General features: G+C 35.5%; 1 protein-coding gene. It reads right to left on the bottom strand.

What is annotated here, in order from left to right; genetic code table 11:
- A partial coding sequence (locus IE867_RS14545; RefSeq protein WP_192485416.1) for an IS110 family transposase occupies positions 1 to 529 on the bottom strand: 529 nt, incomplete at its 3' end.
- Between the last annotated feature and the right edge of the window lie 242 nt (positions 530 to 771).

Genomic DNA, 771 nt, shown 5'->3' with positions numbered 1-771 from the left:
CTTCAAGCTTGGTGAGTTCGTCTAAATCATATTGCAACAAGCCATTAAGACCCTTTTGGGTGGTAAGAGTCTCTTTCTTTAGCTTATAACCTAGACTATTGAAAATACCATGTAGCTTGTTAATTAGACTAGTTCTCGTCTTAACTAGCTGCTCTCTTGAGTGGGATATTCTTGCTACTTGAATATGTGCCTCAGATTTAACACGTGATTCTGGCAACATCTCTTTACTCAGATAAAATGCTAATGCTCTAGCATCATTTTTATCCGTTTTTTTAACAGAGTTCCTAATCACATTAAACTGTGAAGGATTAACAACAATTATCTCATCGACACATTTGATAATATGCTGATAAAAGTAATTGCTATTGCCAGTAGATTCAACTGCTAGCTTATCTTGCTTCTTCAGTGTTAATCTAAACTCAGATAAACCAGCTTTATTTGTCTCAAAGGTTTTAAACTGGTAGTCATCTCCATCAAAGTAACATGCTGTTAAGCTGTTTGTGTGCAAATCTACGCCTATGTATCTCATGATCTGATTCCTCTTATTTCTATGAAGAGCAGAAAATTTCATCCGGTTTAACCATTCTCCTATACGATGTCTTTGCATCACGATGATGGTTCGATGGTAGATTTGAATAATCTCCTTTACAGGGTCAATACGCCCTAAATTAACGATCCAATCTATCATCTATCTGCTCCAACCAAGTTAATATTATACACTTGATTAGAATTAAACCGGTGAGCTGTAGATTTAATCATCTCATCTCCTTT

This window comes from Cysteiniphilum marinum, assembly GCF_014857925.1.
GTDB classification, from domain to species: Bacteria; Pseudomonadota; Gammaproteobacteria; order Francisellales; family Francisellaceae; genus Caedibacter; species Caedibacter marinus.
This window is presented reverse-complemented; position numbering and strand designations above follow the sequence as displayed.